The sequence below is a fragment of the Pseudomonas sp. RC4D1 genome (genome assembly GCF_018390395.1).
GTDB classification, from domain to species: Bacteria; Pseudomonadota; Gammaproteobacteria; order Pseudomonadales; family Pseudomonadaceae; genus Aquipseudomonas; species Aquipseudomonas danubii.
In genome coordinates, this window is sequence record NZ_JAHBAW010000001.1 from 1,523,631 (window position 1) to 1,536,371 (window position 12,741).

Below are 12,741 nucleotides of genomic sequence, written 5' to 3' on the forward strand. Positions count from 1 at the left end.
AGGAGCCGGCTTGCCGGCGAAGGGGCTCACGCGCGACGCAGAACGAAGTCGCGAATCCGCTCGGCTGCCTCGACACACTCCGCCAGCGGCGCGACCAGCGCCATGCGCACCCGTCCGGCGCCCGGGTTGGTGCCGTCCACATCCCGCGACAGGTAGGAACCCGGAACCACGGTCACGTGCTCCTGCTCGAACAGGTCGCGGCAGAAGGCGGCGTCATCCCCGGCCACGTTGGGCCACAGGTAGAAGCTGCCGTCCGGGCGCTGCACGTCCATTACTGGCGCGAGGATTGCCAGCACCGCGTCGAACTTCTCGCGGTACAGGGCGCGGTTGGCGCGCACGTGCACTTCATCGTTCCAGGCGGCGATGCTGGCCAGTTGGGTCTGCACCGGCATGGCGCAGCCGTGGTAGGTGCGGTACAGCAGGAAACCCTTGAGGATGTCGGCGTCGCCGGCCACGAAGCCGGAGCGCAGGCCCGGCAGGTTGGAGCGCTTGGACAGGCTGTGGAATACCACGCAACGCTTGAAGTCCTTGCGGCCCAGTTCGACGCAGGCGCTGAGCAGCCCCGGCGGCGGGGTCTGTTCGTCGAAGTACAGCTCGCTGTAGCACTCGTCGGCGGCGATCACGAAGTCGTGTTCGTCGGCCAGGGCGATCAGTTTCTTCAGGGTGTCCAGCGGGATCAGCGCGCCGGTGGGGTTGCCCGGGGAGCACAGGAAGAGGATCTGGCAGCGCTGCCAGATCTCGGCCGGTACGGCGTCGAAATCCGGGTTGAAGCCGTTTTCATCCAGGCACGGCAGGTAGTGCGGCTTGGCCCCGGCAAGGAAGGCTGCGCCTTCGTAGATCTGATAGAAGGGGTTGGGGCTGACCACCAGGGCGTCGTCACCGCGGTTGACTACGGTCTGGGTGAAGGCGAACAGGGCTTCACGGGTGCCGTTGACCGGCAGGACGTTGCGCGTCGGGTCGATCCAGCCGGTCGGCACGCCGAAGCGTCGCTCGCACCAGCCAGCGATGGCTTCACGCAGGGCCGGGATGCCCAGGGTGGTGGGGTAGACCGCCATCTGGTCGAGGTTGCTTGCCAGGGCTTCGGCGACAAAGCTCGGCGAGCGGTGCTTGGGTTCGCCGATGGACAGGGCGATCGGGCGCTTGTCCGGGTTGGGGGTCACGGTGCCGAGCAGGGCCCGCAGCTTTTCGAACGGGTAGGGCTGCAACTGGTTCAGAGCGTTGTTCATCGGTGCGTTTTCTCACTCAAAGCGGCGGTTCGGACCCTTCAGATGCTCAGGCGGGTCATTTCGATAGTCGGTTCATGGCTGACACTCAACTGTTCGACGATCGCATCCTGCAAGCGGCTGCACAGCTGTGGGTCGGAAAGAGGGTGGTTGTGCGCGTCGGTGATGAAGAACACGTCTTCCACGCGCTCGCCCAAGGTGGCGATCTTGGCGTTCTGCAGCGACAGTTCGAACTCCAGGAAGATCTTGCCGATCCGCGCCAGCAGGCCCGGACGATCCGGGGCGCTGAGTTCCAGCACGGTGACCGGGCGCTGGGCGTCGTTGTGGATGGTCACCTCGGGCTCGAAGGCAAAGTGCTTGAGCTGTCGCGGCACCCGGCGCTGGATGATGGTCGGGTAGTCGTCGGGGTTGCGCAGGGCATCGGTCAGGCCTTTGCGGATCTGCTCGACCCGCTGCGGGTTGTTGCCGATGGACTCGCCGTCGTTGTCCAGGACGATGTAGGTGTCGAGGGTGAACTGGCTGCTGGAGGTGATGATGCGCGCGTCATGGATGTTCAGGTTGAGCTGGTCCATGGCGGCCACGGTCACCGCAAAGAAGTCGTGCTGGTCCGGGGCGTAGATGAAGATTTGTGTGCCACCCTCGAACTCGCGCTGGGTGATTTCCTTGATCAGCACCAGTGGCCCGCCATCGGCCGGCTGCTGGAGGATCGCGTCGCTGTGCCAGGCCACATCGCCAGCGGTGTGACGCAGAAAGTAGTCGTCTCCCAGTTGCGACCAGAGCTGCTCGACCTCGTCCGGATCGGTGCCGTTGCGCACCAGGATGTCCAGGGCGGCGCTCTGGGTCTGGCGGATCTGCTCTTCGCGGTCCACCGGGTTTTCCAGGCCGCGGCGCAGGGCGCGCTTGGTTTCGGTGTAGAGCTGGCGCAACAGGCTGGCGCGCCAGGAGTTCCACAGGGTCGGGTTGGTGGCGTAGATGTCGGCGACCGTGAGTACGTAGAGGTAGTCGAGGCGGGTCTGGTCGACCACAGTCTGGGCGAAATCGTGGATCACCTGTGGGTCGGACAGGTCCTTGCGCTGGGCGGTGGTGGACATCACCAGGTGGTTCTGCACCAGCCAGACGATCAGCCGGGTGTCCCACAGAGGCAGCTGGTGGCGCACGCAGAAGGCTTCGGCATCCACCGCGCCGATCTCCGAGTGGTCGCCGTGGCGGCCCTTGCCGATGTCGTGATACAGGCCGGCCAGGTAGATCAGTTCGGGCTTGGGCAGCTTGCCCATGAGCTTGCTGGCCAGGGGGAATTTTTCGGAGATCGGCGTGTACTGCATCTTGCGCAGGTGCTTGATCAGATTCAGCGTGTGGGCGTCCACGGTATAGATGTGGAACAGGTCGTGCTGCATCTGTCCGACGATGAAGCCGAACTCCGGCAGGTAGCGGCCGAGGATGCCGTAGCGGTTCATCCGCCGCAGGTTGCGGTGGATGCCGATCTCGCATTTGAACAGCTCGATGAACAGGCTGGTGTTGCGGATGTCGTGACGGAAGTCGTCGTCGATCAGGTGCCGGTGCTCGCGCAGCAGGCGGATGGTGTCGGCGCGTACGCCCTTGATCTCCGGGTGCTGGGCCATCAGCACGAAGATTTCCAGCATGGCGAACGGCGTGCGTTTGAACACGTTGTCGTTGATTGCCTCGATGTAGCCGTCGTGCAGTTGGAAGCGGGCGTTGATCGGCTGTGGCGGGGCTTCGTCCTCGGGGGCGAGGATCACCTCTTCGAAGTGCTGGATGATCAGGTCGCTCAACTGGGCGATGCTCATCACCACCCGGTAGTACTGCTGCATGAAGCTTTCAATCGACTGCTTGACGTCTTCACCGCTGAAACCCAGTAGCTCGGCGATGGAGCGCTGGTGGTCCAGCAGCAGGCGGTCTTCGGCGCGGCCGGCGAGCATGTGCAGGGCGTAGCGGACCTTCCACAGGAACTCCTGGGAGGAGGCCAGCAGGGCGTTTTCGCTTTCCACCAGGAAGCCTTCGCCGGCCAGGGCTCGCAGATTCAGGGTGCCGTACTGACGCCGGGCGACCCACAGAATGGTCTGGATATCCCGCAGGCCGCCTGGGGAGCCTTTGACGTTGGGCTCCAGGTTGTATTCGGTGTCGTTGTACTTGTGGTGGCGGGCCTTCTGCTCGGCGTGCTTGGCCAGGAAGAAGTCCTTGCTCGGCCACATATGTGCGGTGCTGGTGACGTCCAGCATGCGCTGGCGCAGGCGCTCGGGGCCGGCGATGGTGCGGCTTTCCATCAGGTTGGTGATGACCGTCAGGTCGGCCCGGGCCTCCTCGGCGCATTCATCCACCGAACGCACGCTTTGCCCGACTTCCAGGCCGATGTCCCAGAGCAGGGTGAGAAAGCGTTCGATGGAGTCGCGAAAGATCTCATGATCGGCGCTGTCCAGGAGGATCAGCAGGTCGATATCGGAATAGGGGTGAAGCTCGCCGCGGCCGTAGCCGCCGACCGCCACCAGGGCGATGTCGGCTTCGTTGCTCCAGGTGAACTGGTCCCAGGCCTTTTGCAGGATGTTATCGATGAACCAGGCGCGGTCCTCGATCAGCCGGCGGATTTCCCGTCCGCTGCGAAAGCGGTTGTCGAGCACTTCCCGTGCCTGGCGGATGGCTTTCTTGAAGGCGGCGATGGGGCTGGCCTTCAGTGCCAGTTCCGCCTGGAACTGGCCACGGTCGAAGAGTTCGGGATCCACCTGCGGCATCGATTGGCTTTCCTTTCTATCTATAAGGTCGGGACGCGGCGTTGTGGATCAGGCAGATACCCGGGGGATGGTGTCATCGCTGCGCAGGGTAAAGATCTCGTAGCCGGTTTCGGTCACCAGCAGGGTGTGTTCCCACTGTGCCGAGAGCTTGCGGTCCTTGGTGATGGCGGTCCAACCGTCGCCCAGTACCTTAGTGTCGGCCTTGCCCTGGTTGATCATCGGCTCGATGGTGAAGGTCATGCCGGCCTTGAGTTCCATGCCGGTGCCGGCGCGGCCGTAGTGCAGGATCTGCGGCTCTTCGTGGAACACCTTGCCGATGCCGTGACCACAGAACTCGCGAACCACCGAGAAGCCGTTCTTTTCCGCGTGCTTCTGGATCACTTCGCCGATGTCGCCCAGGCGGCAGCCCGGCTTCACCAGTTCGATGGCCTTGTACATGCATTCCTGGGTGATCTGCGACAGGCGCTCGGCCCAGACCGGCACGGTGCCGACGTGGAACATGCGGCTGGTGTCGCCGTGGTAGCCGTCCTTGATGACGGTGACGTCAATGTTCAGGGTGTCGCCGTCCTTCAGGGGCTTCTCGTTGGGAATGCCGTGGCACACCACGTGATTGATCGAGGTGCAGATGGACTTGGGGAAACCCTTGTAGTTCAGCGGGGCCGGGATAGCGCCCTGCACGTTGACGATGTAGTCATGGCAGATGCGGTCCAGTTCTTCGGTGGTGACACCGGGTTTGACATGCTCGGCAATCATTTCCAGGACTTCGGCGGCCAGTTTGCCGGCGACACGCATTTTGGCGATGTCCTCGGGAGTTTTGAGGGTGACGGTCATACAGGCTCTCTTGACGCTCAATGGCGCGATATACACGGAATGGCTTGAAAACCTGCCCCTGCAAGGCTGGAACCGGGATGGAACCGGTGAGGTTTTCGGAAGCCGCAAAGGTGCGATTCTAACAGAGGCTCAGCGTAAATCTGAGGTTCTGCTGGCGCTTGTCTCCATACAATGGTGCATTCTGGGCTGTTTCCAAGGTCAGGGCGAAAACTGCAAGGATCGACGGATGTGAATCCGGGTTCCGTTTTGGCCCTTGCTGTGGTATAAAATGCGCCGCTTTCCGGGGATGCCCCGAAAAGCTCAAACCCACACACGTGTCGACACGATGACCTGGGTGCCCTCAGCACATGCTGTTGGTTGGTCATTGGGATACGTGGAGGCCTAACCCGACTTATTAAGGAACTATCATGTCCCAAGTCAACATGCGCGATATGCTGAAGGCCGGTGTGCACTTCGGTCACCAAACCCGTTACTGGAACCCGAAAATGGGTAAGTACATTTTTGGTGCGCGTAACAAGATTCACATCATCAACCTTGAAAAAACCCTGCCAATGTTCAACGAAGCTCTGACTTTCGTAGAGCGTCTGGCCCAGGGCAAAAACAAGATTCTGTTCGTCGGCACCAAGCGTTCCGCTGGCAAGATCGTTGCTGAAGAAGCAGCACGTTGCGGTTCGCCGTACGTCGATCACCGCTGGTTGGGCGGCATGCTGACCAACTACAAAACCATCCGTGCTTCCATCAAGCGTCTGCGTGACCTTGAAGTGCAAGCAGAAGACGGCACCTTCGCCAAGCTGACCAAGAAAGAGGCGCTGATGCGCACTCGCGACCTGGAAAAGCTGGATCGTTCCCTGGGTGGTATCAAGGACATGGGCGGCCTGCCTGACGCACTGTTCGTGATCGACGTTGATCACGAGCGCATCGCGATCACCGAAGCCAACAAGCTGGGCATCCCGGTCATCGGCGTTGTCGATACCAACAGCAGCCCGGAAGGCGTTGACTACATCATCCCAGGCAACGATGACGCCATTCGCGCCATCCAGCTGTACATGGGTTCGATGGCTGACGCTGTGATCCGTGGTCGCAACAACGTTGCTGGCGGCACCGAAGTGTTCGAAGAAGCTGCAGCACCGGCGGCTGAAGCCTGAGTAACTGACGCTTAGCGTTTACTCAGTACGCAAAAAGGGGGCTTGGCCCCCTTTTTGCCAACTCGAAAATCATTTCGTCGTTGCGCCCCGACAGTTTCTGTAATGCGGGGCTGTTATGAAGTGAATTCGGGGCAGCGCCCAAGAATTGAACGCCCGTTCGATCGGGTGGAATGGTTGAAAACCTATCCAAGAGGATTTTGAAAATGGCAGAGATTACTGCAGCGTTGGTCAAAGAACTGCGCGAGCGTACCGGCGAAGGCATGATGGATTGCAAAAAGGCCTTGACCAAGGCCGGCGGCGACATCGAAAAAGCCATTGATGACATGCGTGCTTCCGGCGCCATCAAGGCTGCCAAGAAAGCAGGCAACGTGGCTGCTGAAGGCGCTATCGCCATCAAGGACGACGGTAAAGCCGCTGTCCTGCTGGAAGTGAACTCGCAGACCGACTTCCTGGCTCTGCAGGACGACTTCAAGGCATTCGTTGCTGCCAGCGTTGAAAAAGCGTTCGCTGACAAACTGACCGACGCCGCTCCACTGATCGAAGCTCAAGAAGCTGACCGTCTGATCCTGGTGGGCAAGACCGGTGAGAACGTCAACATCCGTCGTCTGGCTCGCGTTGAAGGTGACGTGGTCGGTACTTACCTGCACGGTAACAAGATCGGTGTTGCGGTTGTCCTGAAGGGCGGCTCCGTTGAGCTGGCCAAAGACATCGCCATGCACGTAGCGGCAAGCAACCCTGAGTTCCTGCTGCCTTCGCAGGTTTCTGCCGAAGCCATCGAGCGCGAAAAAGCTGTGTTCCTGCAGCTGAACGAAGACAAGATGAAAGGCAAGCCGGCCGAAATCGTCGAGAAAATGATCGCTGGCCGTATCAGCAAGTTCCTGGCTGAAGCCAGCCTGGTTGAGCAAGCGTTCGTCAAGGATCCAGAAGTCACCGTAGGTGCTCTGGCCAAGAAAGGCGGCGCTGAAATCGTTTCCTTCACCCGTTTCGCAGTAGGTGAAGGCATCGAGAAGAAAGAAGACAACTTCGCTGAAGAAGTTGCTGCACAACTGGCTGCTGCCAAGCAACAGTAAGACGGTTTTTCAACTGTCGCCCAGAAGAGGCTGCCCGCTCACGCGCGCAGCCTCTTTTCAAATGGGCAGGGCAATTTTGTTGCTTTACCTCGGAACCGGTTTACAAAGTCGTGTTCTGATGGCGCTGTGACAGCGTCAAGCTAGAGTGAACGCAGGCTGCAAACAGCCCGCAAAGAATTTTTAAAATACGCCGCAGGAGAGATTCGCAATGGCTCAGCAGGGCAGTGGTTATCAAGCTCGCTATAAACGCATTCTACTCAAGCTTAGCGGCGAGGCCCTGATGGGCTCGGAAGAGTTCGGGATCGACCCCAAGGTGCTGGACCGCATGGCGCTGGAAGTCGGCCAGCTGGTTGGCATCGGTGTCCAGGTCGGTTTGGTGATCGGTGGTGGCAACCTGTTTCGTGGCGCCGCATTGAGCGCTGCCGGGATGGATCGGGTCACAGGCGACCACATGGGCATGCTGGCCACTGTGATGAACGCCCTGGCCATGCGCGACGCGCTGGAACGTGCGAATATCTCGGCCATCGTGATGTCCGCTATTTCCATGGTGGGTGTGACCGATCACTATGATCGTCGCAAGGCCATGCGCCACCTGAACTCCAAAGAAGTGGTGATTTTCGCGGCCGGTACCGGCAACCCGTTCTTCACTACCGACTCCGCAGCCTGTCTGCGCGCCATCGAGATCGATGCCGATGTCGTGCTCAAGGCAACCAAGGTCGACGGTGTTTACACTGCAGACCCGTTCAAAGACCCGCATGCCGAGAAGTTCGATCATCTGACTTACGATGAAGTGCTGGATCGCAAGCTGGGAGTGATGGACCTGACGGCCATTTGCCTGTGCCGCGACCACAAGATGCCGCTGCGGGTATTCAACATGAACAAGCCCGGCGCCCTGCTGAATATCGTGCATGGTGGCGCTGAAGGAACCCTGATCGAGGAAGGCGAGCAATGATCAACGAAATCAAGAAAGACGCTCAAGAGCGCATGAAGAAAACCCTGGAGTCTCTGGCGCATGCATTCGGCCAGATCCGCACCGGCAAGGCGCACCCCAGCATTCTGGGCAGCGTGATGGTGCCTTACTACGGTACCGACACGCCGTTGAGCGGCGTTGCCAACGTGACCGTGAAGGACTCCCAGACCCTGCAGGTCGTGCCGTTCGAGCGCAACATGCTCGGAGCCATCGACAAGGCCATTGGCAGTGCCGGTCTTAACCTCAACCCGACCAACCTGGGCGAGCTGCTGCTGATCAAGATGGCGCCGCTGACCGAGGAAACCCGCAAGGGCTTCACCAAGCAGGCGCGTGCCGCCGCCGAGGATGCGCGGGTTGCTGTGCGCAACATTCGCCGCGATGCCTTGGGCGAGTTGAAGAAGCTGACCAAGGACAAGGAAATCAGCGAAGACGAAGAGCGTCGTGGCAGCGCCGAAATCGACAAGTTGATCAAGGACTTTGAAGCTCAGATCGCCAAGGCGACTGAGGAAAAAGAAAAGGACTTGATGGCCGTATAAGGGTCAGGCGTTTTCATGGAAAAGACCAAGCAGTCCGTGTTGTCCTCGGTGCCGCGCCATGTGGCGATCATCATGGACGGTAATAACCGCTGGGCAAAAAAGCGCTTTATGCCGGGTGTTGCCGGGCATAAAGCGGGCGTTGACGCGGTACGTGCAGTGATCGAAGTGTGCGCTGAGGCCAAGGTTGAAGTCCTGACCCTGTTTGCCTTTTCCAGTGAAAACTGGCAGCGCCCGGCCGACGAAGTTAGTGCCTTGATGGATCTGTTCTTCAAGGCGCTGCGGCGTGAGGCCAAGCGTCTTAACGAGAACAACATCAGTCTGCGGATCATTGGCGACCGTTCGCGTTTCCATCCCGAGTTGCAGGCGGCGATGCGCGAGGCGGAAGCGATTACCGCGGGCAGTGATCGTTTCATTCTGCAGATTGCTGCCAACTACGGCGGTCAATGGGATATCGCCCAGGCTGCCCAGCGCCTGGCGCGTGAGGTTCAGGCCGGCCATCTGCGACCCGAGGACATCACTCCGGGCCTGTTGCAGACCTGTCTGGCAACCGGCGACTTGCCGTTGCCGGACCTCTGCATCCGCACCGGTGGCGAGCATCGCATCAGTAATTTCCTGCTGTGGCAGCTGGCCTATGCCGAGCTGTATTTCTCCGACCTGTTCTGGCCGGACTTCAAACACGAAGCCATGCGCAACGCGCTGGCCGATTACGCATCTCGACAGCGGCGCTTCGGTAAAACGAGCGAGCAGGTCGAGGCTGGAGCCCGGGTTTAATGCTTAAACAACGAATCATTACTGCGCTGATCCTGCTGCCGATCGCCTTGTGCGGGTTTTTCCTGCTCGAAGGTTCAGGGTTTGCCCTGTTCATCGGTGTGGTGGTGAGCCTGGGGGCCTGGGAGTGGGCGCGTCTGGCGGGTTTCGAGGCGCAGCCGGCTCGGGTGGCTTACGCGCTGGTAGTGGCGGCGCTGCTGTTCTTGATGCATCTGGTCCCGGGTGTTGCGCCTTGGGTGCTGGGTGCCGCGGTGTTGTGGTGGGGGTTGGCGACTTTCCTGGTGCTGACCTATCCGCGCACCAGTGAGCAATGGTCCGGGGCGGCCCCCAAGCTGCTGATCGGTCTATTGATCCTGTTGCCGGCCTGGCAGGGCTTGGTGTTCATCAAGCAGTTGCCACTGGGCAATTGGTTGATCATGGCGGTAATGGTGCTGGTTTGGGGGGCAGATATCGGTGCCTACTTCTCCGGCAAGGCCTTCGGCAAGCGCAAGTTGGCGCCACAGGTGAGTCCTGGCAAGAGCTGGGAGGGCGTCTATGGCGGCCTGGCATTGAGCCTGGTGATCACGGCAGTGGTCGGGCTGGTGCGTGATTGGTCCTTCGGACAGATCCTGTTGGGGCTGTTGGGTGCGGCCATTGTGGTCTTCATTTCGGTGGTCGGTGACCTGACCGAGAGCATGTTCAAGCGTCAGTCCGGCATCAAGGACAGCAGTAATCTGTTGCCGGGGCACGGCGGTGTGCTTGATCGGATCGACAGTCTGACGGCAGCGATTCCCGTGTTTGCGGTGCTGCTGTGGATGGCTGCACTGTGAGTCGTGTGCAACAGATCACGGTTCTGGGGGCTACGGGCTCCATTGGCCTGAGTACGCTGGATGTGATTGCTCGTCATCCGGATCGCTATCAGGTGTTTGCCCTTAGCGGGTTCAGTCGTCTGGCCGAGTTGCTGGCGTTGTGCGTACGCCATGTGCCGCGTTTTGCCGTGGTGCCTGAGGTCGCTGCGGCGAGGACTTTGCAGGACGATCTGCGAGCCGCTGGCCTGTCGACTCGGGTGCTGGTGGGGGAGGAGGGGTTGTGTGAAGTCGCCTCGGCGCCTGAAGTCGATGCGGTGATGGCGGCTATTGTCGGGGCGGCGGGCCTGCGTCCGACCCTCGCGGCGGTGGAGGCCGGCAAAAAGATCCTCCTGGCCAATAAAGAAGCGCTGGTGATGTCCGGCGCACTGTTCATGCAGGCGGTAGGCAAGAGTGGCTCGGTGCTGCTGCCTATCGACAGTGAGCACAACGCGATTTTCCAATGCATGCCTGGGGATTTTTCTCGGGGCTTGAGTCAGGTCGGGGTGCGACGGATTCTGTTGACCGCCTCGGGCGGTCCATTCCGTCAGACGCCTCTGGCCGAGCTCGAACATGTTTCGCCGGAACAGGCCTGTGCCCATCCGAACTGGTCCATGGGGCGCAAGATCTCCGTGGATTCGGCGAGCATGATGAACAAGGGGTTGGAGTTGATCGAGGCCTGCTGGTTGTTCGATGCCAAGCCTTCCCAGGTCGAGGTGGTGGTGCATCCGCAGAGCGTGATCCATTCCCTGGTGGATTATGTCGACGGCTCGGTGCTTGCCCAGTTGGGCAATCCGGATATGCGCACGCCTATCGCCAACGCCCTGGCCTGGCCGGAGCGTATCGACTCCGGTGTAGCCCCGTTGGATCTGTTCGCGATTGCCCGTCTGGACTTCCAGGCACCCGACGAGCAGCGGTTCCCTTGCCTGCGTCTGGCGCGTCAAGCTGCCGAGGCGGGGGGCAGCGCTCCGGCGATGCTCAATGCGGCCAATGAAGTGGCTGTTTCGGCCTTTCTTGATCGGCGCATCCGTTACCCGGAGATCGCGAGTATCATCGAAGAAGTTTTGGTCCTTGAGCCTGTAGTTGCAGTCAATGAGCTCGATGCAGTGTTTGCGGCGGATGCCAAGGCCCGAAGCCTGGCAGAACAATGGTTGCAGCGTAACGGGCGATAGGATTTGCGACCGGGCGAGTGGCGGCGAATAGGATTGCGGAGAAAGTAGATGAGCGCGCTCTATATGATTGTCGGCACCCTGGTAGCCCTGGGTGTGCTGGTCACCTTCCATGAATTCGGTCACTTCTGGGTCGCGCGTCGCTGTGGCGTCAAGGTGCTGCGTTTCTCCGTGGGCTTTGGTATGCCGTTGCTGCGCTGGCACGATCGTCGCGGTACCGAGTTTGTGATCGCCGCCATTCCCCTGGGTGGCTACGTGAAGATGCTCGACGAGCGTGAAGGCGAAGTGGCCCCCGATGAGCTCGACCAGTCCTTCAACCGCAAGTCCGTACGCCAGCGTATCGCCATTGTTGCCGCCGGCCCGATCGCCAACTTCCTACTCGCCCTGGTGTTCTTCTGGGCCCTGGCGATGCTGGGCAGTCAGCAGGTGCGACCGGTCATCGGTGGCGTGGAGGCGGGGAGCATAGCCGCCAAGGCCGGCCTCGGTGCCGGCGAGGAAATCGTTGCCATCGATGGTGAGCCAACTTCCGGTTGGGCGGCGGTGAATCTGCAACTGGTGCGCCGTCTGGGTGAGAGTGGAACGCTGCAGGTGCAGGTGCGCGAGCAGGGTGCGACGGTTGACTCCTCTCGCCAGTTGGTGCTGGACAAATGGCTCAAGGGCGCCGACGAGCCGGACCCGATCCGCTCCCTGGGGATTCGCCCATGGCGCCCGGCATTGCCCCCCGTGCTGGCTGAACTCGATCCGAAAGGCCCGGCCCAGGCTGCCGGCCTGAAAACCGGCGACCGTCTGCTGGCGCTCGATGGGCAATCGCTCAGTGACTGGCAGCAGGTGGTTGATTGGGTCCGTGTGCACCCTGATACGAAAATTGTGCTGCAAGTCGAGCGCGATGGTGCTCAAATCGACGTCCCCGTGACCTTGGCCAGCCGTGGCGAAAACAAAGCGCCCAATGGCTACCTTGGGGCTGGGGTGAAAGCTGTCGACTGGCCTGCGGAGATGCTTCGCGAGGTCAGTTATGGCCCGCTGGAGGCGATTGGCGAAGGGGCTCGACGGACCTGGACCATGAGTGTCCTGACCCTCGAATCACTGAAGAAAATGTTGTTCGGCGAGCTCTCGGTAAAAAACTTGAGTGGACCGATAACCATTGCTAAAGTGGCGGGCGCTTCTGCCCAGTCGGGCATTGCTGATTTCTTGAATTTCCTTGCTTATCTGAGTATTAGCCTGGGTGTTCTGAATTTGTTGCCCATCCCGGTATTGGATGGGGGGCATTTGTTGTTTTATCTGATCGAGTGGGCGCGTGGTCGTCCCTTGTCGGATCGGGTGCAAGGTTGGGGGATACAGATCGGTATCAGCTTGGTGGTCGGAGTCATGCTGCTTGCTCTGGTCAACGATCTGGGTCGTCTGTAACGCTTCGCTGAATTGCGAATCTGCCGCATTTTGCGGCAGTTTGTTTATTGCCAGTTG

At 60.5% G+C, this 12,741-nt stretch carries 11 protein-coding genes; 8 read left to right on the forward strand and 3 right to left on the reverse strand.

Features of this window, described 5'->3' with window-relative positions; translation table 11 throughout:
• Positions 1 to 26: 26 nt before the first annotated feature.
• The 3 genes from dapC to map are packed head-to-tail and all read right to left on the reverse strand — an operon-like array spanning position 27 to position 4,798.
• Positions 27 to 1,226, reverse strand: coding sequence for a succinyldiaminopimelate transaminase (gene dapC / locus KHO49_RS06880; protein WP_213664802.1), 1,200 nt, complete (start codon positions 1,224 to 1,226; stop codon positions 27 to 29).
• 38 nt (positions 1,227 to 1,264) lie between these two features.
• A complete protein-coding gene (locus KHO49_RS06885; protein ID WP_213664803.1) occupies positions 1,265 to 3,967 on the reverse strand; it encodes a [protein-PII] uridylyltransferase in 2,703 nt (900 codons plus the stop codon).
• 48 nt (positions 3,968 to 4,015) lie between these two features.
• Positions 4,016 to 4,798: a type I methionyl aminopeptidase gene (map, locus tag KHO49_RS06890; RefSeq protein ID WP_102861366.1), complete on the reverse strand. Its 783-nt coding sequence runs from the start codon at positions 4,796 to 4,798 to the stop codon at positions 4,016 to 4,018.
• Between the two features lie 407 nt (positions 4,799 to 5,205).
• Between map and rpsB the strand changes: the two genes are divergently transcribed.
• The 8 genes from rpsB (at position 5,206) to rseP (ending at position 12,684) form a co-directional block, all read left to right on the forward strand.
• Positions 5,206 to 5,943 carry a 30S ribosomal protein S2 gene (rpsB, locus tag KHO49_RS06895; protein WP_011059524.1) on the forward strand — a complete coding sequence of 246 codons (738 nt, stop codon included), beginning with the start codon at positions 5,206 to 5,208 and terminating at the stop codon, positions 5,941 to 5,943.
• 203 nt (positions 5,944 to 6,146) lie between these two features.
• A complete protein-coding gene (gene tsf, locus KHO49_RS06900; RefSeq protein WP_016962579.1) occupies positions 6,147 to 7,013 on the forward strand; it encodes a translation elongation factor Ts in 867 nt (288 codons plus the stop codon).
• Positions 7,014 to 7,221: 208 nt separating this feature from the next.
• A complete protein-coding gene (gene pyrH, locus KHO49_RS06905) occupies positions 7,222 to 7,965 on the forward strand; it encodes a UMP kinase (protein WP_011059526.1) in 744 nt (247 codons plus the stop codon).
• Positions 7,962 to 8,519, forward strand: a complete 558-nt coding sequence (gene frr / locus KHO49_RS06910) for a ribosome recycling factor (RefSeq protein ID WP_102861367.1) — start codon at positions 7,962 to 7,964, stop codon at positions 8,517 to 8,519. Before pyrH ends, frr begins: the two co-directional genes overlap by 4 nt.
• Positions 8,520 to 8,534: 15 nt before the next feature.
• Positions 8,535 to 9,290 carry a polyprenyl diphosphate synthase gene (gene uppS, locus KHO49_RS06915; RefSeq protein ID WP_011059528.1) on the forward strand — a complete coding sequence of 252 codons (756 nt, stop codon included), beginning with the start codon at positions 8,535 to 8,537 and terminating at the stop codon, positions 9,288 to 9,290.
• A complete protein-coding gene (locus KHO49_RS06920) occupies positions 9,290 to 10,096 on the forward strand; it encodes a phosphatidate cytidylyltransferase (RefSeq protein WP_123393595.1) in 807 nt (268 codons plus the stop codon). Before uppS ends, KHO49_RS06920 begins: the two co-directional genes overlap by 1 nt.
• Entirely contained in the window at positions 10,093 to 11,283 is a 1,191-nt protein-coding gene (gene ispC, locus KHO49_RS06925) for a 1-deoxy-D-xylulose-5-phosphate reductoisomerase (protein ID WP_213664804.1), read from the forward strand. The genes KHO49_RS06920 and ispC overlap by 4 nt, the downstream gene beginning before the upstream one ends.
• A gap of 48 nt (positions 11,284 to 11,331) precedes the next feature.
• Positions 11,332 to 12,684 carry a sigma E protease regulator RseP gene (gene rseP / locus KHO49_RS06930; RefSeq protein WP_110596481.1) on the forward strand — a complete coding sequence of 451 codons (1,353 nt, stop codon included), beginning with the start codon at positions 11,332 to 11,334 and terminating at the stop codon, positions 12,682 to 12,684.
• Positions 12,685 to 12,741: the final 57 nt, after the last annotated feature.